Origin of the sequence: Variovorax sp. KBS0712, assembly GCF_006323185.2 — a bacterium.
GTDB lineage: Bacteria > Pseudomonadota > Gammaproteobacteria > Burkholderiales > Burkholderiaceae_C > Variovorax > Variovorax boronicumulans.
In genome coordinates this window covers 1,300,396-1,322,405 of record NZ_VCCD02000001.1, presented here as the reverse complement: position 1 = coordinate 1,322,405, position 22,010 = coordinate 1,300,396, and the positions used below count along the sequence as shown (strand labels likewise).

At 66.5% G+C, this 22,010-nt stretch carries 26 protein-coding genes; 11 read left to right on the top strand and 15 right to left on the bottom strand.

What is annotated here, in order from left to right; genetic code table 11:
• Positions 1 to 153 precede the first annotated feature (153 nt).
• The 4 genes from FFI97_RS06000 to FFI97_RS05990 all read right to left on the bottom strand — a co-directional run bounded on the left by FFI97_RS06000 (position 154) and on the right by FFI97_RS05990 (position 2,288).
• Positions 154 to 1,482, bottom strand: coding sequence for a phage major capsid protein (locus tag FFI97_RS06000; RefSeq protein ID WP_139701640.1), 1,329 nt, complete (start codon positions 1,480 to 1,482; stop codon positions 154 to 156).
• Positions 1,479 to 1,745 (bottom strand): hypothetical protein, encoded by a 267-nt coding sequence (locus tag FFI97_RS05995; RefSeq protein ID WP_139701641.1) that lies wholly within the window; start codon positions 1,743 to 1,745, stop codon positions 1,479 to 1,481. Before FFI97_RS05995 ends, FFI97_RS06000 begins: the two co-directional genes overlap by 4 nt.
• Before the next feature lie 118 nt (positions 1,746 to 1,863).
• On the bottom strand, positions 1,864 to 2,034 hold the full coding sequence (locus FFI97_RS33570; RefSeq protein ID WP_185993566.1) for a hypothetical protein: 171 nt from the start codon (positions 2,032 to 2,034) through the stop codon (positions 1,864 to 1,866).
• Positions 2,031 to 2,288 (bottom strand): hypothetical protein, encoded by a 258-nt coding sequence (locus tag FFI97_RS05990; protein ID WP_139701642.1) that lies wholly within the window; start codon positions 2,286 to 2,288, stop codon positions 2,031 to 2,033. The genes FFI97_RS33570 and FFI97_RS05990 overlap by 4 nt, the downstream gene beginning before the upstream one ends.
• Positions 2,289 to 2,801: 513 nt before the next feature.
• On the opposite strand from FFI97_RS05990, the gene FFI97_RS05985 reads away from it, so the two are divergent.
• The gene (locus FFI97_RS05985; RefSeq protein WP_139701643.1) at positions 2,802 to 3,020 is read left to right on the top strand and encodes a hypothetical protein; all 219 of its coding nucleotides are present in this window, start codon (positions 2,802 to 2,804) and stop codon (positions 3,018 to 3,020) included.
• Between the two features lie 11 nt (positions 3,021 to 3,031).
• Here the strand turns inward: FFI97_RS05985 and FFI97_RS05980 are convergent, their stop codons facing one another.
• From FFI97_RS05980 to FFI97_RS05955, 6 genes are all read right to left on the bottom strand, one after another.
• Positions 3,032 to 3,361, bottom strand: coding sequence for a hypothetical protein (locus tag FFI97_RS05980; protein WP_139701644.1), 330 nt, complete (start codon positions 3,359 to 3,361; stop codon positions 3,032 to 3,034).
• Positions 3,358 to 4,677 (bottom strand): AAA family ATPase, encoded by a 1,320-nt coding sequence (locus FFI97_RS05975; RefSeq protein ID WP_260684914.1) that lies wholly within the window; start codon positions 4,675 to 4,677, stop codon positions 3,358 to 3,360. The genes FFI97_RS05980 and FFI97_RS05975 overlap by 4 nt, the downstream gene beginning before the upstream one ends.
• Positions 4,674 to 4,865, bottom strand: coding sequence for a hypothetical protein (locus tag FFI97_RS05970; RefSeq protein WP_139701645.1), 192 nt, complete (start codon positions 4,863 to 4,865; stop codon positions 4,674 to 4,676). The genes FFI97_RS05975 and FFI97_RS05970 overlap by 4 nt, the downstream gene beginning before the upstream one ends.
• Entirely contained in the window at positions 4,862 to 5,044 is a 183-nt protein-coding gene (locus FFI97_RS05965) for a hypothetical protein (RefSeq protein ID WP_139701646.1), read from the bottom strand. Before FFI97_RS05965 ends, FFI97_RS05970 begins: the two co-directional genes overlap by 4 nt.
• Complete coding sequence (locus FFI97_RS05960; protein WP_139701647.1) at positions 5,041 to 5,241, bottom strand: hypothetical protein; 201 nt, start codon at positions 5,239 to 5,241, stop codon at positions 5,041 to 5,043. Before FFI97_RS05960 ends, FFI97_RS05965 begins: the two co-directional genes overlap by 4 nt.
• A 92-nt stretch (positions 5,242 to 5,333) precedes the next feature.
• Entirely contained in the window at positions 5,334 to 6,791 is a 1,458-nt protein-coding gene (locus tag FFI97_RS05955; RefSeq protein ID WP_185993565.1) for an EAL domain-containing protein, read from the bottom strand.
• Positions 6,792 to 7,019: 228 nt separating this feature from the next.
• On the opposite strand from FFI97_RS05955, the gene FFI97_RS05950 reads away from it, so the two are divergent.
• Together FFI97_RS05950 and FFI97_RS05945 are read left to right on the top strand one after the other, a co-directional pair.
• Positions 7,020 to 7,385, top strand: coding sequence for a hypothetical protein (locus FFI97_RS05950; protein WP_070060782.1), 366 nt, complete (start codon positions 7,020 to 7,022; stop codon positions 7,383 to 7,385).
• A gap of 103 nt (positions 7,386 to 7,488) precedes the next feature.
• Positions 7,489 to 7,878 carry a response regulator gene (locus tag FFI97_RS05945; RefSeq protein ID WP_070060783.1) on the top strand — a complete coding sequence of 130 codons (390 nt, stop codon included), beginning with the start codon at positions 7,489 to 7,491 and terminating at the stop codon, positions 7,876 to 7,878.
• A 106-nt stretch (positions 7,879 to 7,984) separates the two neighbouring features.
• Here the strand turns inward: FFI97_RS05945 and FFI97_RS05940 are convergent, their stop codons facing one another.
• The 4 genes from FFI97_RS05940 to FFI97_RS05925 form a co-directional block, all read right to left on the bottom strand.
• Positions 7,985 to 9,190, bottom strand: a complete 1,206-nt coding sequence (locus FFI97_RS05940) for a branched-chain amino acid ABC transporter substrate-binding protein (protein WP_062470234.1) — start codon at positions 9,188 to 9,190, stop codon at positions 7,985 to 7,987.
• Between the two features lie 136 nt (positions 9,191 to 9,326).
• Positions 9,327 to 9,755 carry a hypothetical protein gene (locus FFI97_RS05935; RefSeq protein ID WP_139701649.1) on the bottom strand — a complete coding sequence of 143 codons (429 nt, stop codon included), beginning with the start codon at positions 9,753 to 9,755 and terminating at the stop codon, positions 9,327 to 9,329.
• Complete coding sequence (locus tag FFI97_RS05930) at positions 9,755 to 10,198, bottom strand: DNA polymerase III subunit chi (protein WP_139701650.1); 444 nt, start codon at positions 10,196 to 10,198, stop codon at positions 9,755 to 9,757. The genes FFI97_RS05935 and FFI97_RS05930 overlap by 1 nt, the downstream gene beginning before the upstream one ends.
• On the bottom strand, positions 10,195 to 11,754 hold the full coding sequence (locus FFI97_RS05925; protein ID WP_144004377.1) for a leucyl aminopeptidase: 1,560 nt from the start codon (positions 11,752 to 11,754) through the stop codon (positions 10,195 to 10,197). Before FFI97_RS05925 ends, FFI97_RS05930 begins: the two co-directional genes overlap by 4 nt.
• Before the next feature lie 21 nt (positions 11,755 to 11,775).
• Between FFI97_RS05925 and lptF the strand changes: the two genes are divergently transcribed.
• From lptF to FFI97_RS05885, 8 genes are all read left to right on the top strand, one after another.
• Positions 11,776 to 12,921, top strand: a complete 1,146-nt coding sequence (gene lptF / locus FFI97_RS05920; protein ID WP_062470224.1) for an LPS export ABC transporter permease LptF — start codon at positions 11,776 to 11,778, stop codon at positions 12,919 to 12,921.
• On the top strand, positions 12,918 to 14,027 hold the full coding sequence (lptG, locus tag FFI97_RS05915; protein WP_139701651.1) for an LPS export ABC transporter permease LptG: 1,110 nt from the start codon (positions 12,918 to 12,920) through the stop codon (positions 14,025 to 14,027). The genes lptF and lptG overlap by 4 nt, the downstream gene beginning before the upstream one ends.
• Positions 14,024 to 14,395 (top strand): sirohydrochlorin chelatase, encoded by a 372-nt coding sequence (locus FFI97_RS05910; RefSeq protein ID WP_095745412.1) that lies wholly within the window; start codon positions 14,024 to 14,026, stop codon positions 14,393 to 14,395. The genes lptG and FFI97_RS05910 overlap by 4 nt, the downstream gene beginning before the upstream one ends.
• A gap of 63 nt (positions 14,396 to 14,458) precedes the next feature.
• Positions 14,459 to 15,400 carry a CysB family HTH-type transcriptional regulator gene (locus tag FFI97_RS05905; RefSeq protein ID WP_062470216.1) on the top strand — a complete coding sequence of 314 codons (942 nt, stop codon included), beginning with the start codon at positions 14,459 to 14,461 and terminating at the stop codon, positions 15,398 to 15,400.
• A 31-nt stretch (positions 15,401 to 15,431) separates the two neighbouring features.
• The gene (locus tag FFI97_RS05900) at positions 15,432 to 16,613 is read left to right on the top strand and encodes a pyridoxal phosphate-dependent aminotransferase (protein WP_139701652.1); all 1,182 of its coding nucleotides are present in this window, start codon (positions 15,432 to 15,434) and stop codon (positions 16,611 to 16,613) included.
• A gap of 28 nt (positions 16,614 to 16,641) precedes the next feature.
• Positions 16,642 to 17,016: a rard protein gene (locus tag FFI97_RS05895; RefSeq protein ID WP_139701653.1), complete on the top strand. Its 375-nt coding sequence runs from the start codon at positions 16,642 to 16,644 to the stop codon at positions 17,014 to 17,016.
• Between the two features lie 11 nt (positions 17,017 to 17,027).
• Positions 17,028 to 17,477, top strand: a complete 450-nt coding sequence (locus tag FFI97_RS05890; protein WP_139701654.1) for a DUF3592 domain-containing protein — start codon at positions 17,028 to 17,030, stop codon at positions 17,475 to 17,477.
• 99 nt (positions 17,478 to 17,576) lie between these two features.
• Positions 17,577 to 17,735 (top strand): DUF3309 family protein, encoded by a 159-nt coding sequence (locus FFI97_RS05885; RefSeq protein WP_070060790.1) that lies wholly within the window; start codon positions 17,577 to 17,579, stop codon positions 17,733 to 17,735.
• A 45-nt stretch (positions 17,736 to 17,780) separates the two neighbouring features.
• Here the strand turns inward: FFI97_RS05885 and hrpA are convergent, their stop codons facing one another.
• On the bottom strand, positions 17,781 to 21,746 hold the full coding sequence (gene hrpA / locus FFI97_RS05880; protein WP_409574615.1) for an ATP-dependent RNA helicase HrpA: 3,966 nt from the start codon (positions 21,744 to 21,746) through the stop codon (positions 17,781 to 17,783).
• Between the last annotated feature and the right edge of the window lie 264 nt (positions 21,747 to 22,010).

The following is a 22,010-nucleotide window of genomic DNA, read 5'->3' as shown; positions in this document are numbered from 1 at the left end:
ATGCTGACGTTCCAGCCGGTGAATCTCACGGCGCCACTCGGCAGCGGTGTGTGCGGATACCTTGACGTGCGCAGTGTTCGCGCACGAGTGCGGTGATGTTCGTCTGCATGGTCGTAAAAAAGGCGCCCCGACGAAGCGAGGCGCCCTTCCCGATCAAGACGTGCCGAATTTCAAGAGCTTCACGGCTTCGCTGTTGTTCATGGCGCCGCCGACGCGGCGATACGAATAGAGCAGAACGTGCGGCTTGGCCGTGTACGGGTCCGGCAGGAACTTGATGCCAGGCTTCTGCACGATCGTGTACGCGCGATTCAGGTTGGCGAAGGCCACCGACAGCGTGTCGGCGCCGATGTCGGGCATGTCTTCATCGATCTCGACCGGATAGCCCAGCAACGTCGCAGGCTGGTCGGCGAGAAGCGAATCGCTCCACACGTAGCGGCCGTCGACATCCTTGAACTTGCGCACCACGGAAGCGGTGTTGCGATTCATCAGCCACACCGCGCCTTTGCGGTACTGCGGCTTCATGGCCGTGATCATGTCGATCAGCTTGTCAGCCGGGTTCACCGTGGACGAGGTCGTCGGGAAGGCGCCCGAAGAGCCCGTGGCGATGTGCTGGATCGTGCCCCAGGCGCGCGACGCATCGGCAGTCGCCGCAGTGGCATAGGACAGGATGCCGCGCGGCTTGGCGATGCCGTCGCCGGCGTGGAAGGCGGCCGACTCCTTGGAGCCGAAAGCTTCGCCCACCTTGGTCTGTAGCCAGCTCATGATGTTGAGCGACGAGACGTCGAGCAGCTTCTGCGTGGTCTTGGGCATGGCGTAGATCTCGTCCACCGGGACATAGAACATGCCGAGGTCCGGCGTTCCAGTCTCCGGGCGCGCGCTTTGCTCTCCGACCCAGGTGGCATCGGCCGTGTCGCGGTCGATCGGCTCCTCGAAGCCATCGGTCCCGGCGTCCAGGTCGATCACGCGCGCCAGGCGGAACACGGGGCTGATCTCGGCCATGACCTTGGTGAAGCCTGAAGAGAATTGCGTCTGCACCATGTAGCCGCCTTCAGGGCCGCTGCCGGCGCTCATCGCCTTGGCCTCGACAAAGAGCTGATCGGCCTTGGCCTTGTCGCCGGTGATCAGCGCGCGGAATGCGCCCTCCATGGCCTTGAGCTCCGCCGGGGTGCCGGCGCTTCCGCCGAAGCCGCCAGAGCCGCCCATATTCGGCCGGCCGGCCTTCTTTTGCAGTTCGTCGATCGCGGCCTTCAATTCGTCCCTCTCCGCGTCGTTGCGGTCGATGAACGATTTGAACGCCTTGCCTTGCGTATCAAGAATGTTGGCAACTTCTTCCATGCTCACAGGACCTGCGGCCAGGGGCAACATGCCGAAGCCCGCGAGAGCTTCGGGCGGGATGACGGGATGCCCCAGGAGCGTGAAAGCGGCCAGAACGGCCAGAGTCGCCAGGATGGCGATGACGAAATGCTTGCGAGTGATCTTCATGACAGGGACCTTTCAATACGTTCGAACAATTTGCTGTTGCGCTCAACGAGCGCTGCTAGTTCGGACAGGTCCTCGACCGGGTCTTCGACTTGAAGGCCCTTGAACCCATGGCTTGCGATCGCGCGCGATTCGGTCTTGCTGAAGCCCAACTCACGAAGGGCACGCTCGAAATCGCGGCTGGTGCGCGGCTTTGACTTTGTCGGGGGAGGCTCTGGCAGCAGAGGTGCTGCAGAGCTGTCGCCGGGTTGGGTCGGGTCGCTCACGGAAGGCACGCCACAAGTCCGAAGACTTGTCCGCTTCTCGCAAGCTGCATCCCGCAACCGGCTTTTTGAAGGTCCTGTTGAGCATCCCACCCAACCGGCACAGGCATAGTGTGCCATTTCATGGCTTACCCTCCAAGTCTTTTTTGAAGTACAGCGACGCGACCTTGATAGCCATCGCCCTCGAGCAGCCGGCCTCTTGCGCCACACGCTGCAACTCGCGCTTCTTCAGCGCCAGATCGATGACGGCTGAAGTCTTCGAACGCGGTAGGAGTCGGGAAAGCCAGTTCATGCGCGGCCTCCTGGTTGAATGAAGTTGCGCAGCGCGATTTCGGAAGCGATACCACTGCGCATGCGGTCGATCACGAGGCCAACCGTGCGGAGGGCAAGCTGACCGAGGATCTGGTCGGAAGCGTTCTTGTGGATGGCCTCAATGGCAGCGGCGATCTCGCGCTCTTCCGCAGAGCCGGTCGGGGGCGGTTGATCGCCGTCCATCTGGCGGGTCAGGAAGTCGATCAGGGCGTCGATGTTGGGATTGGTGGTCATGGTGTTAAGCCTTAACAAAGAATCAGCAAATCAAAGAAATCAAAAGTGGCCGGAAAGCTAGGCGCCATGCGGGTTTGCGGGCGATTTGCTGTTTGATTAACAAAACCTCAGGGGGGATTTTTTCTGCGCGTGAGGAACCACCCGGTCTAGAGAACCGGCCCCTTCGAGAGATTTCCACCCCCCTACCCCGTATGAGAATTGTTCTCACTTGCTCTTTGCCTCGCGCGCGCGCACGACACGAGTTGTGGGTTAGCGATGAAGAAGCTCTAAGCGCCGGGTCAGGGCCGGCAAACCCGCAGACTTTTGACCCGCCTGGGGGCCGCTGGCGCCCCATGAAAAAAAGTCTTTCATTTCGCGGGTGTGCGCAGAGACGGAACCGGACGGTTTCCAGGCGAGTTCCGTCAGACATTCGCCCCCCTGCCGTGAGCAGTGCCGGCCGGCCCTACCCAGTTGCACCGATTGCCGCGGCTGGAGGCTGTGCGTATCCTGACTTCCCCTTACTCTGGAACTGCTATGACCGACAGCATGCGCATCACTGACCCAGTCGAAATCAAGACCGATTCCCAACAGCGGGTCGCATTCGAACTGATGACCATGATTCACAACTTCGAACCGAAAGATAAGCATCCCAAGACGCGCGAGTACTTCTTGAAGCTCTACGCGCAGTGCTATTCGGTCACCATCGGTCGCACTTCTGCGAGGGCAATCTCCGGCGAACCCGACAGCCAGTAACCAGTGGCACTTCATGACCGCACCCCATAGGTTTGGGTGAAGTGGTGCATCAGGTCCAGGCGCTGGTATAGCAGCGTGTCGAGCACGGCAGCACGCATGTCGGCGCGGGCCTGCTCGCTGTCCTCGTACAGGTCGCAAACACGCATGGCAGCGTCGACCAGTGCAGGGGTGATGCGCTCGCATGCGGCCAGGTAGGCGACTACCTCGGCCTTGGCGTCGGCCAGCATGGCGCGCACCGCTGGAGTGATGCGGTCAGCCGGCTTGACCACCAGGTCGGGACCGTCGACCAGCACCAGCAGGCCTGCGGCATGGGCCGCAGCGGCTACCTCGGCGGCGGTCATATGCGTTCCTCCTGACCATCAAAGACAGAAGCGGCAACCAGTGCCGATGCTCGCGGCCTGGCGATCTCTACGAGCCCCGATTCCTCATTCGTGCCCATAGATGCCCTCAAAATGTGAGGGCCGGAATGGGCATGAATGGCTTCCGAGGGCACGACTGCCGTGTCGGGCAACTTCCAGTAGGAGGCCATTTCCTTGCCGAAACCAGAGCGCTTGACGATCACGCCGATGCGCTCGCGGGCATTCCTGATGACCTTTGGCGAGAACCCTTCGGCCTTCATCTTGGCCGTCGCCTCTTGGCTCGGGACCATGTCCTTGCCGATGATCCGGATCAGGCTGTCAGCGGCTTCGTCGGTGGCCGTCTTGTCTTGGCCTTCCTGTTCGGCCTCCGCGTCTGCCAGCAGCTCGCGCGCCGTGCCGTCGATCGCCGAGCCCCAGGACACCACCGATGTCTCGATACCAGGCGCCGCCTCCATCTGCTCGACGTGGTACTCGAAACCACCTTGATCCGGGCCGATGTTTGACTTGCTGCGCACCAGGATGCGCTTGTCGGCTCCGTCGTCTGCCTTGATCTTCGCGGCCAGCAGCACCACGCGCACCACCGCCGTGAAGGCGACCGAGCCATTCACGCGCTCATTCGGATCGCGACCCGCTGTGCCTTTGCTCAGATGGCTGATGCCCAACACGGCAGCCGATAGCGACCAGGCCATATCGACCAGAGGCTGCAGCCCCCGGCGCACGTCGTTGTTGCTGTTGCCGTCCTTGGCGATGGCGGAAACGATGGGGTCAACGATGACGAGACGAACGTCGCCGATGCTCTGTGCGGCCTTCTCGAGGTCCGGCATGTCTCGGGCAGGATCGAACGGCATGACCTCACCGTTCACGCGCATTGCGTCGATAAAGTGCACCCGTTCAAGATCGGCACCCATCGCCGTCAGTCTCGGGATCAAGGTGTCACCCGGATCGTCTTCGCCACTCCACACCAGCACGTTTCCGGGGGCGCAGCGCCGGCCATCCGGCCACTTGCCACCAGCGGAGACAGTTGCGGCGAACGCCAAGGCGATCGTAGTCTTGCCCTGACCAGGGGCGCCGGCCAGCAGGTGGACCTTGCCCTGTGCGAGCCAGTCCTGCCAGAGCCATTGCACCGGGACCATCTTGATGGTCGATGCGCGGGTGAGGATCACAGCGTCGAGCTCCACCACCGGCGTGATGATGGTCTCGGCCGCGCGTTCATAGGCCGACTCTGCCGGCGTGCGCTGGCGCTTCGGTGGCGTCGGCGCCGCCTCCAGCTGTTCGATGAGGTCGTCAACGCCGCTCATGCCTTGAACCTCCAGCCGCGGGCGATCAGGCGCTCTTTCACCTCTTGCTTGAGGTACTCCTCGATCCACTCGAGGTGGGCCTCCCACGCCGCGCCCAGTGCCATGCGGGAAACTTCAACCTGGCGGCGATACCACTCCTTGGCATTGGCCTTGACTTGGTCCGGCGTGAGTTCGTCGGCGGTCTTCACGCGGGCACCTCGCCGATGGACAGGCTGAGCCACTTGGAGGCCTCAGCCAACGCACCGAAGATCCAAGCCCCACCGCTGCGCGACATCACAATGTTGCCGGCCAGCGTGGCGGTGCACTCGAAGCCGTGCAGAGCTGCCTTGGCCTGCAGCGTGGGGAAGTCGGTGGCCGACGTCTTCATACCGACACCCTTGCGGCTTCCTCATGCGCCACGACGGCCGCCATGGACCAGTGCGGCGTGTGTGGGCCGAACGGATACTCGGGCTTTGGGATCGCGCCCTTCTTCAGGCGGTCATAGAAAGTCGAGGCGGCCATCCCGCCCCAACGCTTGCGCAACTGCGCCCCTCGAATCCAAACAGGCTTGATCTCGGTTTCCATCGCATACCCTCGGTGAATTTGGTATGCGAATGGTCAGTTTTAGACCCTCCTAAGTCAGGTGCAGAAGTTGATGAAGTTCTGCACCTAGGGCTTCATGAGCGCCATGCGCCGCACCTGGTCGGCCGTGACGCCCAGCCGCTCAGCCACCTGTTCATAGCTCGCGTCGGACCTCGGCAATGCGTTCGGCCCGTTGAAAGCGGCCCAGACCTGCGGAAGCAGAACGCGCCGCATTCTCTTGGCGGCAGCTTTCTTGCCGTCTTTGATGTCCGGCACCGCAAAAGCGGCGCCGAGTGTCTTGGGAGCCTCAGCCCGCTGTTCCTGCCTCGTCCACCCAGAGGGCGGCGCCCCATCCGTGAAGAGCTGGTAGCACGCAGAGATCTCGCGAAGGCCGACTCGGCCATCGGCGCGGCGTGCTGCGCGCCCTGCGTGAAGTGGCACCCGAGACTTCGCGCCAACGCGAGGTCACGCTCGCCGTCGACGCCCTTCACGAGCAGCGTCGCGTGCTGTTCGCGTGCCATGGCGATCACGCTCGCCAGGATGTGGCGGGCATGCGGGTTCTCGCGCGCCTGTGCCAGCTGGCGCGCGTCGATCTGGAGCTCGCTGAACGGCACCTTGAACCAGCGGCTCAGGGTCGAGTCGCCCTGGCCGAAACGGTCGATGGCGCAATGGAACCCGCGCAGCCGCAGGTGCGCGACCGCGCCGGCCAGCACCTCGTTGCAGCGCGCGCCGCCGTCTTCGGCGATCTCCAGCACGAGCTGGTCGGCGGCGATGCCGGCACGTTCGGCCTGCTCGGCCACGCCCTGCGCCCAGGGCACCGAAGCGGCCACCGACGCGGGCACGTGCACGCCCAGGCGCAGGCCGTGGTCCTTGTGCATGTAGTCGAGCAGTTCAAAGGCGCACTCAAGCATGCGTTGCACCAGCGCGTCGTGCAGGCCGGCCTGCGCAATGGCGGGCAGGAAGTCGGCCGCGGACAGCCAGGTGTCGTCGGGCCGGTACCAGCCCGGCTGCAGCTCGGCGCCGCGCAGCACGCCCGTGTGCGCGCAGTGCCGGGGCTGGAAGTGGGCGGCGATCTGGCGCGTGGCCAGCGCCTCGCGCAGGACTGCTTCCGTGAACGCCGGTGCGCCGTTCGCAGGTGGGGCGCTTCCGCGCCGCAGCCCGGCCCGGTGGCGCCGTTCGCGCGCCATGGCCTGCGCCGCCGACGCCATCGTGACCATGGTGCGCGGCTTGGCGATGGCCGAAAGCACACGCGCGCCACGGGCCCGGGCATAGTCTTCTGCGGCCTGCAGGATGCGCGGCGGCTGGGCGCTCATGAGCACCAGCGCGGCGGGGCTGCCGGCCTCGACCACGGCATCGATCATCTGCAGGCCCGTGACTTCGGGCGTGTCGATGTCCACCACCAGCAGGTCGTGGCGCCGGTGCTGTACTGCCTCGACAAAGCCATGGCCGCTGCGCCTCACGTCCACGCGGGGAATGCCGGCGTAGCGCATGAAGGTGGCCAGCGCGAGGCCGGTGCGTTCGACCTGGTCGATCACGAGTGCGTGTCTGATCATGGCGAGCCTTGGAGGGGGAAGAGGATGTTCTGCATCTTCCCGGGGGCGGCAAAAATCCCCCATCGGCCCAGTCCGAAACTCGCGGCCGATTCCGTAGGACTTCGGCTGGACCCTGTTGCCACGCAGCAACTGTTGCCTATCCTGAGCAAGGCCGCGTCTGGCGGTACGATGCGCGGAATCGAATCCACCGACATTCCACCCCACCTCGCCTGCCGCAAAGGAGCCTCGATGGCCGGACCTTCCCCCACCTTGACGCGCGGCACCACCTCGCTGGACAAGACCCTGAAAAAGAGCGAACAGGTGGCCGCCGATGTGCAGCGCGCCTCGGACAACCTCGCCGTCGTGAGCACCGTGCTGGAACAGGAACTGCCGGACGAGGTCCAGGTCGGCGAGGTGGCGCAGGCCATCGAGCACACCAGCCAGCTCGAGGAAAAACTCGCCCAGTCGGCCGAGAAGCTGGCCGAAGTGAATGCGGCGCTGAGCGAGGAAATCGAGAAGCGCCTCGAAGTGACCGCCGAGCGCGACGAGAGCCAGGCGTTGGCCGAGCAGCTCAAGGCGCGCATCCGCACCCAGGCGACGTCGGACAAGCGCTGATCGCCGTTGTTTCCGCACGGTTTGCGTGCGTCGTTCTCCCTTCTCCTACGCGGAGACCGCTTGCGCCACGCTACGCTATTGGTTCACACATCAAAACCGCGGCATGGCCCTCATCACGTTCCTCGTCGAGGACAACAAGACCATCAGGGACAACCTGGTCCCGGCCCTCGAGGACCTCGTCAACGGCCATGTCGTCGGCTATGCCGAAACCGAATCGGGCGCCCTCGCCTGGCTCGCCGCACACCCCGATGCCTGGCAACTGCTCATCGTCGACCTGTTCCTCAAGGAAGGCTCCGGCCTAGGCGTGCTGTCGGGCTGCCGCGAACGCGGCCCGCACCAGCGCGTCGTGGTGCTGAGCAACTACGTCACCCCCGACATCCGCACGCGCTGCCAGGCACTGGGCGCCGACGCGGTGTTCGACAAGTCGCGCGACCTGGACGCCTTCATCGAGTACTGCAACGCCGATCGCCCCTCGGGCATGGCTGCGCTCTGAAGGCAGGCCCGCGCCACGGCTGCGCGCACCCCTGAATGAAAAAAAGGGCCCGAGGGCCCTTTTTTCAATGGAACGACCCGGTGAAGGGTCGTTGGCTGCAATGCGATCAGCGCACCACGGCGATCTGCGTACGCACGCCACCCTTGTAGGTGAAGAGCGTCAGGGCGCCGTTCTTGATGTCGCCCTTTTCGTCGAAGGCGATCGGGCCGGTCACGCCCTTGTATTGCACCTTGCCGACTTCAGCCAGGTACTTTTCCGGGTCGGACGAGCCGGCCTTGGCCATGGCTTCGGCCAGCACGTTGACCGCGTCGTACACGTACGGTGCGTAGATCTGCACTTCGACGCCGTTCTTGGTCTTGAACTTGGCCTTGAAGTCTTCCAGCGGCTGCTTGAAGTCGCCGTCGACACCGCCGGCTTCGGCGCAGACCACCATGTCTTCACCGATGGCATCGCCTGCCAGCTTCGGCAGTTCGCCGGTGCACAGGCCGTCGCCGCCCATGAACTTGACGTTCAGGCCGAGCTGCTTGACCTGCTTGAGCATCGGGCCGCCCACGGCGTCCATGCCGCCGAAGAACAGCACGTCGGGCTTGGCAGCCTTCAGCTTGGTCAGGATGGCGTTGAAGTCGGTCGACTTGTCGGTCGTGAACTCGTGGCCCACGATGGTCGCGCCGGCAGCCTTGGCAGCCTTCTCGAACTCTTCGGCAACGCCCTGGCCGTAGGCCGTGCGGTCGTCGATCACGGCGATGTTCTTGCCCTTGAGCGTTTCGACGGCGTACTTGCCGAGCGTGCCGCCCAGCTGCGTGTCGTCGGCCACCACGCGGAACGTGGTCTTGAAGCCCTGGCGGGTGTACTTGGGGTTGGTGGCCGACGGCGAGACCTGCGGAATGCCGGCGTCGCTGTACAGCTTGGAAGCGGGGATCGTGGTGCCCGAGTTCAGGTGACCGACGATGCCGTTGACCTTTTCATCGACCAGCTTCTGGGCGACGGCGGTGCCTTGCTTCGGATCGCCAGCGTCGTCTTCGGGAACCAGCACGAACTTGGCAACCTTGTCGCCGATCTTGAAGCCCTTTGCATTCAGGTCTTCGATGGCCATCTTGGCACCGAGCTCGTTGTCCTTGCCGAGGTGGGCAATGGGACCGCTGGTCGGGCCGACGTGGCCGATCTTGACGACCAGGGCATCAGCAGGAGGCGCAGCAGGGGCCGGAGCCGCAGCCGTGGGTGCCGGTGCCGCCGGAGCAGCAGCTTCTTCCTTCTTGCCGCAAGCCACGAGCGTGAGTGCAGCCAGTGCGACCGCAGTCCATTTCAATTGCATGAGAACCTCCAGAACTTGGATGAAAAGATATAAAAACCGGTCGTTCGATCCGGGCGTTCAGACCTCGCAAGTTTCGCGCCGCAGACCAGCGGCACCCTCACGCCATTCCGACCTGCGGCGCAGTTTAGCCGAGGATTTATGCGCCGGAAGTTGGCGTAGACCCTGTGTTTTCCCCTGTGTTTTCACAGAGTTCAGCGGCCATGGATTCGATGACGAGCGCGCGCAGCACGGCCTCGATTTCGCCGCGCAGACGCGGCACCATTTCGTCGAGCTGATGCTGAACGGCAGCTGACACGGCGTCGCTCAATCGCTCCTCCAGCGACAGGTCGACACGCTGCAGCACGCGGTGCAGCAATTGCTCTTCGAGGCTGACGATTTCGGCCGGCGTGAGCGACACAGAAGGCGGCAACGCCACGGCGCTCGCGGGGTCCGGCGGCGGGGGCTGCGACACCGGTGCACCCGTGGGTCGCACCGTCTCGGCGACCGGCACGGGCTCGGCCGGGATCTCGAGCACGGTCGTCAGCGTCGGGACGAACCGGGGCGGCGTGCGCAGCGTGCTGGCCATCAGGAAGCGCTCCTTGCGAAATCGTGCGGCTGGATCGTGTAGCCCCGGTCGGCGTAGTGGCGCCAGCGCGTGCGGCCGATCTGCCGGTCGTTGGCCTCGTCGCTCACGATGTCGATCATGCGTTCGAAGCGCTCGAAGCCGGCCGGCACCTCGAGGCCGAGGTTGACCAGCATCTCGCGGTGCGGCAGCGAGGCCGCGTCCCCGCCTTCGGCGCACAGGATGACGGGCGAACGCGCCACCACATGGGCCGGCGCATCGGCGCGGCAGTGCGCGACGAAGTCGACCGGCGACAGCTGCCAGAGCGCGGCATCGACCGTGTCGAGCGCGCGCGCATCGCCCACCACCACCACGCGCAGGCCGCGTGTGTTCACGGCCTTGCGAACCAGCCGGCAAGCGTAGGTGAGCTTGTCGGGCGCGTTGTAGTGAAAGCCGATGTCGGTCACTGCGCGGACCGGGCCTTTCGGGCCGGCTTGGCCGGGGCCTTGGGCGACGCAGCCTTCTTCACAGGCTTGGCAGCCTTGCCGGCCTTCGGCGCGGCGGCAGCGGCGTTGCTGCTGCCCGCGCGGTTCGTCAGGTACGACACCAGCAGGCCGACGGGCCGGCCGGTCGAGCCCTTGGCCGCCCCGCTCTTCCAGGCCGTGCCTGCGATGTCCAGGTGCGCCCAGGCGTAGTCGGCCGTGAAGCGCTGCAGGAACTTGGCCGCGGTGATCGCGCCGCCGGCACGCCCGGCGATGTTGGCCACGTCGGCGAAGTTGCTCTTGAGGCCTTCGGCGTAGTCGTCGTCCAGCGGCAGGCGCCAGCAGCGGTCCTGCGAGGCCTCGCCGGCCGATTCGAGCGCGGAGGCCAGCGACTCGTCGCTGGCGAACAGGCCGCTGCGCACGCCGCCCAGAGCCACCACGCAGGCGCCTGTGAGCGTCGCGATGTCGATCACGGCGGCCGGGTCGAAGCGCTTGGCGTACGTGAGCGCGTCGCACAGGATGAGCCGGCCTTCGGCGTCGGTGTTCAGGATCTCGATGGTCTGCCCGCTCATGCTGGTGACCACGTCGCCGGGCTTGACGGCCTTGCCGTCGTTCATGTTCTCGCACGAGGGGATCAGGCCGACCACGTTGATCGCCGGCTGGATCGCGCCCAGCGCGCGGAAGGTGCCGAGCACGCTGGCGGCGCCGCACATGTCGAACTTCATCTCGTCCATCTCGGCCGCGGGCTTGAGCGAGACGCCGCCGGTGTCGAAGGTGATGCCCTTGCCCACGAGCACCACCGGGGCCTCGTCCTTGGCGCCGCCCTGGTAGCGCAGCACGATGAAGCGCAATGGTTCGGCCGAGCCCTGGGCCACGGCGGCGAATGCACCCATGCCGAGCTTGTCGACTTCCTTCGGGCCCAGCACTTCGCACTTGATGCGCGGCAGCTTCGCCAGCCCCTTGGCGGCTTCGGCCAGCAGCGTGGGCGTGGCGTGGTTGGCGGGACGGTTGCCCCACTCCTTGGCCAGCTCGATGCCGGCGACCGTGGCGCGGGCGTCGTCGAAGGCCTTGGTGACGGCGGGGCTGGCGGCCTCGGCCACGCCCAGCGTCAGGTGGCGAATGCTGCGCGGCTCGGCCTTCGACTTGGTCGTGGTGTAGACATAGCTGGCATCGGCCGCGGCCGTGACGGCGGCGGCCACCGCGGCGGCGTCGGCCGGCTGCGCGAAGACGATCACGACGCGCTTGGGGCCGTTGGCCTTGGCGGCGGCCACCGCCGCGCTCACGGCGCTGCGCACCGAGGCGGCCTTGCCGTCGCCGATGGCGGCCAGCAGCACGCGCGAGGGCACCACGGTCTCGGGGCGGTACAGCGCGAGCAGCTTGCCGGCCTTGTCAGGCAGGTCGCCGGCCTTGCGGGCGCTGGCGGCGAGCACGGAAACGGGGTCTTTGGCGGTGGGGAGAGCGCTGCCGACGAGCACGATGAGGAGGTCGGATTTCTCGGCGGCGGCCTGGGCGACGGTGAGGGTCTTGAGTTGAAAGTCCATAATCCTTTTTTTCCTCGAACGATGTTATTCCATTCTTCCCTACGCAAGGAGCTGTCGCGCAGCTTCGGAGCGACCCTCGTCGTCCTGGTCACCATCGTGATGACCATGATGCTCATCCGTACGCTCGGGCTGGCGTCCAAGGGCAGCGTGAACCCGCAGGAGGTCTTCCTCGTGATGGCGTACACGGTGCTCGGCTACATGCCGACCATCCTGAGCCTGAGCCTGTTCATCGCCATCGTCGGCACGCTCTCGCGCATGTACCGCGACAGCGAGATGGTGATCTGGTTCTCCAGCGGGCGCGGCCTGGCCGATTTCGTCCAGCCGCTGTTCCGCTTCGCCTGGCCTGTGCTGCTGCTCATCGCAGCCATGGCGCTGGTGGGCTGGCCCTGGGCCAACTCGCAGACCATCGGCATGCGCCAGCAGTACGAGCAGCGCAGCGACATCGAGCGCGTCACGCCGGGTGAGTTCCGCGAGTCCTCGGGCCGGCTGCGCGTGTTCTTCATCGACAAGGACACGCCCGACGGCGCCACCGCCACCAACGTGTTCATCTGGGCGGTCGAGCGCGGGCTGCAGATCACCACGTCGGCGCGCAGCGGCCGCATCGAGGACATCGACAACCACCGCTTCCTGCTGCTGAGCAACGGCCAGCGCCTGGAGCGCCCGCTGTTCACCGAATCGGGCCTGAAGATCAGCGAGTTCAAGACCTATGGCACGCGCGCCGGCGGCAGCTCGAACGCCACCGGCGACAGCACGCCCACGCGCGCGCGCTCCACGCTCTCGCTGCTGCGCGACCGCAGCGATGCCAGCCTGGGCGAGCTGGGCTGGCGCTTCGGCATGCTGCTGGCCGCCATCAACTTCGTGCTGCTGGCACTGACGGTGTCCAGCGTCAACCCGCGCGTGGGACGCAGCGGCAACCTGGTGTTCGCGCTGTTCGCCTTCGTCGTCTACTACAACCTGCTGAACCTGGGCCAGAGCTGGATCAGCTCGGGCCGCTACGGCATGGGCTCCTTCATGCTGCTGCTGCACGGCGGCGTCTTCCTCTTCGCCACGGCTTGGCTCACGCTGCGCAACAACAACTGGTCGGCCCGCCGACAGGCCCGCGCCAGCGCCGCCACGGCCGGCGCCCTGCCGGCCGTACCGCCTTCCCGGATCGACCCGACCTCGTGAAAACCATCCGCCGACTGATCTACGTCGAGGCACTGAAGGCCGTGGCCTTCGTGACGCTCGGCTTTCTGAGCCTGTTCTTCTTCTTCGACTTCGTCGACGAGCTGCAGTCCGTGGGCAAGCCCGAAAGCCTGGCCTACGGCCCGGTGCAGGCGCTGATCTACGTGCTGCTGCTGGTGCCCAGCCACCTGTACGAACTGCTGCCGATCACGGTGCTGATCGGTTGCATCTTCGTGATGGCGCGGCTGGCGCAAAGCTCCGAATACACCATCCTGCGCACCAGCGGCCTGGGCCCGTGGCGTGCGCTGCGCACGCTGCTGCTGCTGCTGGGGCTGGGCTTCGTGGTGCTCACCTTTGCCATCGGCGACTACATCGCGCCGCTGTCGGGACGCACCGGCCAGCTGCTCAAGTCGCGCTACCAAGGCACCTACTCGCTGGTAGGCAACACCGGCGCCTGGCTGAAGGAAAAGCGCGGCGACACCTCGTATGCGGTCAACGTGCTGTCGATTTCGCGCGACGGCTCGCTGCAGAACACGCGCATCTTCGAGTTCGACGGCAACGGCTACGTGAGCAAGCAGCTCATGGCCAAGTCGGCCCGCATCCTCGACGAGAAGTGGGTGCTCTCCGAGGTCGAGCAGCAGGACTACGAAACCCGCAGCGCCGACAAGGCCCGCGTCACGACCACCCATGTCGAGAAGATGGACTGGCCCACCTCACTCACCGCCGAAATGGTGTCGGTTGCACTGCTGCGGCCCGACCGCATGAGCACCATCGACCTGTTCGACTACATCCGGCACCTGAACGCCAACGGCCAGACCGCGCAGCGCTACGAGATCGAGTTCTGGCGCAAGGTGTTCTACCCGCTGTCGTGCCTGGTGATGGTGGTGCTCGCCCTGCCCTTCGCCTACCTGCACTTCCGCCAGGCCGGCATCACGACCTACGTGTTCGGCGGCGTGATGATCGGCATCAGCTTCTTCCTGCTGAACAACGTGTTCGGCTACCTCGGCAACCTCAGCAACTGGTCGCCCTGGCTCACGGCGGCGGCGCCGGGGCTGATCTATTCGGTGCTGTCTCTCACAGCCTTCAGCTGGCTGGTCCTGAGGCGATGACCACGCAGGTGCCGGGCACGGTGCTGCTCGCGCACGGCTCGCGCGACGCGCGCTGGCGCGAGCCCATCGAGGCGGTCGCCGCCCGCATGCGCGAAGACGACCCCACGGTGCGCGTCAGCTGCGCCTACATGGAACTGGCCGCCCCCGACCTGCCCACGGCCGCCGCTGCGCTGATTGCCGACGGCGCCACCGCGGTGCATGTGGTGCCGCTGTTCCTGGGCATGGGCAAGCACGCCCGCGAAGACCTGCCGCTGCAGCTCGACGCCCTGCGCCTGCGCTGGCCCGACGTGGACTTCTCGCTGGCCCCGATCGTGGGCGAATCGCCCGAACTGGTCGCTTTGCTGGCCCGGATTGCCATCAAATCCTGAAGTCCCGGTCATTTTTATAGACTTCAAAGGCATAATGAATTCCGCAATCAGACGGAATTTGATATGAATCTGCACCAGTTCAAGTTTGTTCAGGAAGCCGTGCGGCGCAACCTGAACCTCACCGAGGCGGCCAAGGCGCTCCACACCTCGCAGCCCGGCGTCTCCAAGGCGATCATCGAACTCGAGGAAGAGCTCGGCGTCGAGATCTTCGCCCGCCACGGCAAGCGCCTGAAGCGCATCACCGAACCCGGCCAGCACGTCATCGCCAGCATCGAACTCATCATGCGCGAGGTGGGCAACCTCAAGCGCATCGGCGAACAGTTCAGCGCGCAGGACAGCGGCACCCTTTCCATCGCCACCACCCACACGCAGGCGCGCTATGTGCTGCCGGTGCCCGTGGCCAACCTGCGCGAGGCCTACCCGAAGGTCAACGTGAGCCTGCACCAGGGCTCTCCCGACCAGGTGGCGCGCATGGTGATCGACGAGATCGCCGAGATCGGCATCGCCACCGAATCGCTCGACGGCTACGCCGAGCTGGTCACGCTGCCCTGCTACGAATGGCAGCACGTGCTGGTGCTGCCCAAGGACCACCCGCTGGCGGCCAAGGAGCGCGTCTCGCTCGAAGACCTCGCGAGCGAGCCGATCATCACGTACCACCCGTCGTTCACCGGTCGCACGCGCATCGACCACGCCTTCGCGCAGAAGAAGCTCACGCCGCGCATCGCGCTCGAAGCCATCGACTCCGACGTGATCAAGACCTACGTGCGCCTGGGCCTGGGCGTGGGCATCGTGGCCGAGATGGCCGTGCGCGACGAGTCGAATGCCGACCTCGTGGTGCGCCCGATGGGCCATGTGTTCGGCCAGAACATCGCGCGCGTCGCCTTCAAGCGCAGCGCCTACCTGCGCAACTTCGTCTTCAAGTTCGCCGAGCTGCTCTCCGACCGCCTCGACCGCAACCTGATCGCGAAGGCCCTGAGTGGCCATCAACAAGACTACGAACTCTGACCTTTCGCTTTTTTCCCCGCGACGACCGACCATGAGCACCGCCACCCCTTCGTCTTCTCCCCGCACGCCCGAGATCACCACCAAGCTGCCGGCTGTCGGCACCACCATCTTCACCGTGATGTCCACGCTCGCGGCCGAGAAGAACGCCGTGAATCTCGGCCAGGGCTTCCCCGATTTCCACTGCGATCCGAAGCTGCTCGAAGACGTGACCGCCGCCATGGCGGCCGGCCACAACCAGTACCCGCCGATGCCGGGCATCCCGTCGCTGCGCGACGCCATCGCCGCCAAGATCGAAGCGCTCTACGGCCGCAGCTACAGCGCCGCGACCGAGATCACGGTCACGGCCGGCGCCACGCAGGCGATCATCACCGCCATCCTGGCCATCGTGCGCCCCGGCGACGAAGTGATCGTGCTGGAGCCCTGCTACGACAGCTACGTGCCCAACATCGACCTGGCCGGTGGCAAGGTCGTGCGCGTGCCGCTCGTGCCCGGCACCTTCCGCCCCGACTTCGACAAGATCGCCGCCGCGCTCACGCCGAAGACGCGCGCGATCATCATCAACACGCCGCACAACCCGAGCGCCACGGTCTGGACCGAGGCCGAGATGCGCCAGCTCGAAGAGCTGCTTGCGCCCACCGACGTGTTCGTGATCAGCGACGAGGTCTACGAGCACATGGTGTTCGACGATGCACGCCATGAAAGCGTGGCGCGCTTCCCCGGCCTGGCGGCGCGCAGCTTCATCGTCAGCAGCTTCGGCAAGACCTACCACGTCACCGGCTGGAAGGTCGGCTTCGTGGCCGCGCCCGCGCCGCTGATGGCCGAGTTCCGCAAGGTGCACCAGTTCAACGTGTTCACCGTGAACACGCCGATGCAGCACGCGCTGGCGCAGTACATGGCGCGGCCCGAGCCCTACCTGGAGCTGCCGGCCTTCTACCAGCGCAAGCGCGACCTGTTCGCGGCCGGCCTGGCCGAGAAGACCCGCTTCAAGCTGCTGCGCAGCGAAGGCAGCTACTTCCAGTGCGTGGACATCTCGGCCGTGAGCGACCTGTCGGAGGCCGACTTCTGCCTCTGGCTCACGCGCGAGATCGGCGTCGCGGCGATCCCGCTGTCGGCCTTCTACGGCGACGGCTTCGACCAGCGCGTGGTGCGCTTCTGCTTCGCCAAGAAGGACGAGACGCTGCTCGCCGCGCTCGACCGCCTCGCGAAGCTCTGACGCCGGCGGCCGCTATCCAGGCACCGCGATGACGATGAACCGGCCGCGCTGGATCCTGCTGGCCCTGGCCCTCTCGTTCCTCGTGGTGGGCATCGCCGACGCGTTCCTGCCGCCGCTGCGCGGCAAGGACTACACCGCGCTGGACGTGGCGCATGTGTTCCTCATCTCGGCGCTGTGCTACACGTGGTGCCGGGCCGACGGCCTCGTGCGCGGCGTGCCCGCGCCCGGTCGCTCGGCGCTGCTCGCGGGGGTGTTTCCACTGCTGGGCATCCCGGTCTATTTCTTCCGCACGCGCCCCTGGCGACGGGCCCTGCTGGCCACGCTGGGGGCCGTGGCCTTCCTGGTGTCGAGCCTCGTGCTGGCCGCGGTGGGCACCTTGTCGGTCGAGTGGATGCGCAGCTGAAAGCCGCCCGAATGAACCCCACCCGCCTCATCACGCGCATCTTCACGCTCGTCGGCGCGCTCATGCTCCTCGGCGGCTGGCTGCTCTACCAGAACACCACGAAGTTCATCGCATCGGCCGGCAAGGCGCAGGGCGAGGTGATCGCGTTGCAGTCCGCGGGAAGTTCGAGCCGCAGCAATTCGCCGACGTGGCGCCCGCTGGTGCGCTTCACGCTGCCCTCGGGCGCGATCGTCGAGTTCTCGCCGTCGAGCAGCAGCAACCCGCCGGCCTACGACAAGGGCGAGATCGTGGGCGTGTTCTTCAACCCCGCGAACCCGCAGGACGCCCGGCTCGACGGCTTCTTCGACCTGTGGGGCGGTGCCGCCATCGTCGGCGGGCTGGGCGCCATCTTCCTGGCGGTGGGCGTGGCCATGCACTTCCTGCTGGCAGGCGCACCGGTAAAGCGCCGACGCCCACGGTAGGACAGCCCTGACCGCGTCAGGGGCGGCTCTCCGGCGCTCGCAGCGCCCCGGGACGATGAGCATGGAGGCTCGTGACAACAACGTCCCAGGAGAAAAAACATGTCCCTCTCGTTCATTCTGCTGATCGTCCTGATCCTGCTGCTGATCGGCGCGCTGCCGAGCTGGGGTTACAGCCGGTCCTGGGGCTACGGGCCCAGCGGCGGCCTCGGGCTCGTGGTGCTGATCCTGGTGATCCTCGTGCTCATGGGCCGCATATAGCGCCCGCGCCATCATGAAAAAAGCCCGCGTCGCCGCGGGCTTTTTTCATGCCTGAAGCTGCGCCCAGGCTTTGTCGAGCCGCTTCACGCTCACCGGCTGCGGCGTGCGCAGCTCCTGCGCGAAGAAGCTCACGCGCAGTTCCTCGAGCAGCCAGCGGAATTCGAGCATGCGCTCGTCCACCACGCCCTTGCGCTCGGCCACGAGGCGCCAGTAGCGCTGCTCCTGCGGCTTCAGCTCGGCCAGCTTGGCCGTATCGCGCGCAGGGTCGGCGCGCAGCTTGTCCAGGCGCAGCACGATGGCCTTGAGGTAGCGCGCGAAGTGCTGCAGCTGCGTCCAGGGCGCGTCGGCGATGAAGCGCTTGCCGACGAGCTTCTGCAGCTGCTGCGCCGCATCCTGCACCGCCTCGGGCTGGATCTTCGTGTCCTTGATCTTGCGTGCGGCGGCTGCGTATTCGACGAGGATGACGCCCGCGAGCCGCGCCACCTCGTTGGCGATCAGCGTGAGCCGCCCGCGCCCCTCTTCGAGCCGCTTCTTGAAGGCGAACTCGTCGGTGGGCAGCGGCTCCTGCAGGAAGGCGCGGTCGATCGCCACGTCGATGATCTGCGTGCGCAGTTCTTCCGACGTGCCCAGCGGCATGTAGGCGACCGACATCTTCTGCAGGTCGGGGATGTTCTTCTCGAGGTACTTGAGCGCGTCCTTCAGCTGCAACGCGAACAGGCGGCGCAGGCCGGCGCGGTGCTTGGCGGCCGCCACGGCGGGCTCGTCGAACACCTCGATGGTCACGGCATCGCCCTCGTCGCGCAGCGCCGGGAAACCGATGAGCGACTGCGAACCGCGCCGCACTTCCATCAGCTCGGGCAGCTCGCCGAAGGTCCAGCTCGTATAGCGCTGGCCGGCGGGCAGCGTGGGTGCCGCCTTCTCGGGCGCGGCGCTCTTCGCCGGGGACTGCCCCCCGTTCGCAGGCCCGGCCTTGGGCGCTGGCGACGCCTTCACGTTGAGCCCTGCGAGCGCCTGGAATGCACCGCGCGCCTGCGCGCCCAGCTCCGCCTTCAGCGCGCCGAGGTTGCGGCCCATGCCCAGCTGGCGGCCGTGCTCGTCGACGATGCGCAGGTTCATGAACAGGTGCGGCGCCAGCATGTCGAGCTTGAAGTCGGCGCGCTTCACGTCGATGCTGGTCAGGTCGCGCACACGCTTGAGCAGCACGTCGGTGAGCGAGCCGGTGCCGAACAGTTCGGGCACCGACAGCTCCTCGGCCAGCTTGGTGGCCGACTCGGGCAGCGGCACCAGCCGCGAGCGCGGGCGCTGCGGCAGGCTCTTGAGCAGCGCCTGGATCTTGTCCTTGAGCATGCCGGTCACCAGCCACTCGCAGCGCTCTTCGTTCACCTGGTTGAGCACGAACAGCGGCACGCTGACCGTGAGGCCGTCTTTCGCATCGCCCGGCTCGTGCAGGTAGCTCGCGGCGCAATCGACGCCGCCCAGGCGCAGCGTGGGTGGGAACGACTGCGTCGTGATGCCGGCCGCCTGGTGGCGCATCAGCTCGTCGCGCGTGAGGTACAGCAGGCGCGGCTGGTCCTTCGAGGCGTGGCGGTACCAGTTCTCGAAGGTGATGCCGCTGGCCACGTCGGCCGGCAGCTGCGCGTCGTAGAAGGCGAAGATCAGTTCGTCGTCGACCAGCACGTCCTGCCGGCGCGCCTTGTGCTCCAGGCCTTCGACCTCGCGCGCCAGCTTGCGATTGGCGGTGAGGAACGGGAACTTGCTTTCCCACTGGCCACCGACCAACGCTTCGCGGATGAAGATCTCGCGCGCCGAGACCGGATCGACCTTGGTGAAATCGACGCGCCGCCCGCTGTAGACCACGAGGCCGTACAGCGTCGCGCGCTCCAGCGCCGAGACCTGCGCGCCCTTCTTCTCCCAGTGCGGATCGAGCAGCTGCTTCTTCAGCAGATGCTCCGCCACCTGTTCGAGCCACTGCGGTTCGATGTTGGCGATGCCGCGCCCGAACAGGCGCGTGGTCTCGACCAGTTCGGCCGCGACGATCCAGCGGCCGGGCTTCTTCTTCAGGTGCGCGCCGGGGTGCTTGTAGAACTTGATGCCGCGCGCGCCGAGGTAGGCCTCGTCGTCCTCGAGCTTCCAGCCCACGTTGCCCAGCAGGCCCGCGAGCATCGACAGGTGCAGTGGCTCGTAGCCGGCCGGCGTGGCGTTGATGCGCCACTTGTGCTCGGTGACCACCGTGAGCAGCTGCGAATGGATGTCGCGCCATTCGCGCACGCGGCGGATGTTGATGAAGTTCTGGCGCAGCAACTGCTCGTACTGGCGGTTGCTGAGCTTGTGCGTGTCACCGTGGCCGCCGCGCGCGTCGGCGATCCACTTCCACAGCCGCAGGTAGCCGCTGAACTCGCTTTTTTCGTCGTCGAACTTCGAGTGCGCCTGGTCGGCCTGCTGCTGCGCGTCCATCGGGCGGTCGCGCACGTCCTGCACGCTGAGCGCGGAGGCGATGATGAGCACTTCTTCCAGCGCGCCGCGCGTGCGGGCTTCCAGAATCATGCGGCCCACGCGCGGATCGAGCGGCAGCTTGGCCAGCTCGGCGCCGGTGGCCGTGAGTTCGTTGGCGTCGTCGACCGCGCCGAGTTCATTCAGCAGCTGGTAGCCGTCGGCAATCGCGCGCGGCGACGGCGCTTCGAGGAACGGGAAGCGCGCCACATCGCCCAGCCGCAGCGACTTCATGCGCAGGATCACGCCCGCGAGCGACGACCGCAAGATTTCCGGATCGGTGAAGCGCGGGCGGCCCGCAAAGTCCTTCTCGTCGTACAGGCGGATGCAGATGCCGTTCGCCACGCGCCCGCATCGGCCCGCGCGCTGGTTGGCCGCGGCCTGGCTGATCGGCTCGACCAGCAGCTGCTCGACCTTGCTGCGGAAGCTGTAGCGCTTGACGCGCGCCGTGCCGGTGTCGATCACGTAGCGGATGCCCGGCACGGTGAGCGAGGTCTCGGCCACGTTGGTGGCCAGCACGATGCGCCGGCCGTGGTGGCTTTCGAAGATGCGGTCCTGCTCGGGGCCCGAGAGCCGGGCGAACAGCGGCAGCACCTCGGCATTGCGGAACAGCGGCTGGTGGCTGACGTGGCGGCGCAGGTGGTCGGCCGCCTCGCGGATTTCGCGCTCGCCGGGCAGGAAGATCAGGATGTCGCCCGCGTTGTGCGGGTCGCGCCAAAGCTCGTCGACCGCGTCGGCGATGGCGTCGTTCAGGTCGTGCTCGCGCGATTCCTCGAACGGCCGGTAGCGCTGCTCGACCGGGAAGGTGCGGCCCGACACCATGATCGTCGGCGCCGGCCCTTTGGCCGAAGCGAAGTGCTGGGCGAAGCGGTCGGCATCGATGGTGGCCGAGGTGACGATCACCTTCAGGTCGGGCCGGCGCGGAAGGATCTCGCGCAGGTAGCCCAAGAGGAAGTCGATGTTCAGCGAGCGCTCGTGGGCCTCGTCGATGATGAGCGTGTCGTAGGCCTTGAGCAGCGGGTCGGTCTGCGTCTCGGCCAGCAGGATGCCGTCGGTCATCAGCTTCACCGACGCGTCGCGGCTCAGGCGGTCCTGGAAGCGCACCTTGAAGCCGACCACGTCGCCCAGCGGCGTCTTCAGCTCTTCGGCGATGCGCTTGGCGACCGAGCTGGCGGCGATGCGCCGCGGCTGCGTGTGGCCAATGAGGCGGCCCTTGCCGGGCTCGGCGTTGAGCTTGCCGCGCCCGAGCGCCAGCGCGATCTTCGGCAGCTGCGTGGTCTTGCCCGAGCCCGTTTCGCCGCAGACGATCACGACCTGGTGCGCCGCGATGGCGGCCATGATCTCCTCGCGCCGGCCGGAGACCGGGAGCGATTCGGGAAACTCGATGCGCAGGGGGGCGGGAGGTGTGAGGGTCGTCAAGGCAAGGCAGTCGTCGGTCGTTGCGCGCGGCGGCAGGCGGGCAAACCGCCAATTATCGCGGGGCCCCGGTGCTGTTGCATGGCGTCCACAGCGAGGCCGCATGCAGCAGGTGGCGCAGAAAATTTCGTAAAGACTCTTTACTCTACCGCATGCCGCCGCTACGATCGCGGCCATGACCTCCTTCCTTGCCCCCCTTTCGATGCGCATCCGCTGCGCAAGCCGCGTCCTTGCACGCGGCGGGGTCAAGGCGACCCGCCCGGCCTGACGAAGCCCGCGCGCCGGCTTCAGCTTCCTTCGCGGAACTGAACGCCCACCGCTCGCGCTTCACTTCGGTCGAAGCGCGCCAGCCTGACCCGCACAGCGCCT

Coding starts and splice junctions, on each gene's coding strand:
- FFI97_RS06000 (WP_139701640.1), bottom strand. CDS start 1,482: ATGAAGATCACTCGCAAGCATTTCGTCATCGCCATCCTGGCGACTCTG.
- FFI97_RS33570 (WP_185993566.1), bottom strand. CDS start 2,034: ATGAACTGGCTTTCCCGACTCCTACCGCGTTCGAAGACTTCAGCCGTC.
- FFI97_RS05990 (WP_139701642.1), bottom strand. CDS start 2,288: ATGACCACCAATCCCAACATCGACGCCCTGATCGACTTCCTGACCCGC.
- FFI97_RS05985 (WP_139701643.1), top strand. CDS start 2,802: ATGACCGACAGCATGCGCATCACTGACCCAGTCGAAATCAAGACCGAT.
- FFI97_RS05980 (WP_139701644.1), bottom strand. CDS start 3,361: ATGACCGCCGCCGAGGTAGCCGCTGCGGCCCATGCCGCAGGCCTGCTG.
- FFI97_RS05975 (WP_260684914.1), bottom strand. CDS start 4,677: ATGAGCGGCGTTGACGACCTCATCGAACAGCTGGAGGCGGCGCCGACG.
- FFI97_RS05965 (WP_139701646.1), bottom strand. CDS start 5,044: ATGAAGACGTCGGCCACCGACTTCCCCACGCTGCAGGCCAAGGCAGCT.
- FFI97_RS05960 (WP_139701647.1), bottom strand. CDS start 5,241: ATGGAAACCGAGATCAAGCCTGTTTGGATTCGAGGGGCGCAGTTGCGC.
- FFI97_RS05955 (WP_185993565.1), bottom strand. CDS start 6,791: ATGATCAGACACGCACTCGTGATCGACCAGGTCGAACGCACCGGCCTC.
- FFI97_RS05950 (WP_070060782.1), top strand. CDS start 7,020: ATGGCCGGACCTTCCCCCACCTTGACGCGCGGCACCACCTCGCTGGAC.
- FFI97_RS05945 (WP_070060783.1), top strand. CDS start 7,489: ATGGCCCTCATCACGTTCCTCGTCGAGGACAACAAGACCATCAGGGAC.
- FFI97_RS05940 (WP_062470234.1), bottom strand. CDS start 9,190: ATGCAATTGAAATGGACTGCGGTCGCACTGGCTGCACTCACGCTCGTG.
- FFI97_RS05935 (WP_139701649.1), bottom strand. CDS start 9,755: ATGGCCAGCACGCTGCGCACGCCGCCCCGGTTCGTCCCGACGCTGACG.
- FFI97_RS05925 (WP_144004377.1), bottom strand. CDS start 11,754: ATGGACTTTCAACTCAAGACCCTCACCGTCGCCCAGGCCGCCGCCGAG.
- lptF (WP_062470224.1), top strand. CDS start 11,776: ATGTTATTCCATTCTTCCCTACGCAAGGAGCTGTCGCGCAGCTTCGGA.
- FFI97_RS05910 (WP_095745412.1), top strand. CDS start 14,024: ATGACCACGCAGGTGCCGGGCACGGTGCTGCTCGCGCACGGCTCGCGC.
- FFI97_RS05905 (WP_062470216.1), top strand. CDS start 14,459: ATGAATCTGCACCAGTTCAAGTTTGTTCAGGAAGCCGTGCGGCGCAAC.
- FFI97_RS05900 (WP_139701652.1), top strand. CDS start 15,432: ATGAGCACCGCCACCCCTTCGTCTTCTCCCCGCACGCCCGAGATCACC.
- FFI97_RS05895 (WP_139701653.1), top strand. CDS start 16,642: ATGACGATGAACCGGCCGCGCTGGATCCTGCTGGCCCTGGCCCTCTCG.
- FFI97_RS05890 (WP_139701654.1), top strand. CDS start 17,028: ATGAACCCCACCCGCCTCATCACGCGCATCTTCACGCTCGTCGGCGCG.
- FFI97_RS05885 (WP_070060790.1), top strand. CDS start 17,577: ATGTCCCTCTCGTTCATTCTGCTGATCGTCCTGATCCTGCTGCTGATC.
- hrpA (WP_409574615.1), bottom strand. CDS start 21,746: ATGCGGCCTCGCTGTGGACGCCATGCAACAGCACCGGGGCCCCGCGAT.